Raw genomic sequence first — 634 nt, 5'->3', positions numbered from 1 at the left:
ATAAAATCAATTTCCGTTATTTTATAATAGAATTTTATCTATTATTTTTAAATTGTTATTTTCTATAATTTCGGTAAGATATCCGCAACCATTAGGTAAAAGATAATCATAAAAAGGAAGTTTTTCTATATTATATTTATCTAATATAGTCATAATTATACCGCCATGAGTAACTACTGCTGTATAAGTTAAATTATTTTTTTTCATATCTTCTATTATAGATAAATATGCATTGTATACTCTGTTAAAAAATTTCTCAGATATCTCTCCATTAGGCACTTCACTTCTCCAAGAGGTTTTCATAAACTCTTTAAAATAAGGATTATCTTTCAAATCATTATGAGTCATACCCTCAAAATCTCCAAAAGCTCTCTCTCTTAAATCATTCATAATTTCAAAGTTCATATCATCAAAATATATCTTAGCCGTCTCAATACATCTTTTCATCGGGCTTGAATACAATTTCTCAAAAGGCTTATATTTATCTATATTACTTTTATTTTTTAATAAAGCATTTATTCCCTCTTCCCAAAGAGAAACATCAGTAGAACCAAGCCATTTTTGCTCTGCATTGTTTTTTGTTTGACCATGTCTTATAAATAAAATTTTCATATACTACTCCATCTTTTATTAA

The 634-nt window shown here is 25.9% G+C and carries 1 protein-coding gene; it reads right to left on the bottom strand.

Going from position 1 to position 634, the window contains the following annotated elements:
* Positions 1 to 21: 21 nt before the first annotated feature.
* Positions 22 to 612 (bottom strand): histidine phosphatase family protein, encoded by a 591-nt coding sequence (locus GQX97_RS13810; protein WP_013244889.1) that lies wholly within the window; start codon positions 610 to 612, stop codon positions 22 to 24.
* Positions 613 to 634: the final 22 nt, after the last annotated feature.

This window comes from Brachyspira sp. SAP_772, assembly GCF_009755885.1.
Taxonomy (GTDB): Bacteria; Spirochaetota; Brachyspiria; order Brachyspirales; family Brachyspiraceae; genus Brachyspira.
This window is presented reverse-complemented; position numbering and strand designations above follow the sequence as displayed.

Bases quoted from the DNA above. Each gene is read 5' to 3' on its own strand.
- GQX97_RS13810 (WP_013244889.1), bottom strand. From the start codon at position 612: ATGAAAATTTTATTTATAAGACATGGTCAAACAAAAAACAATGCAGAG.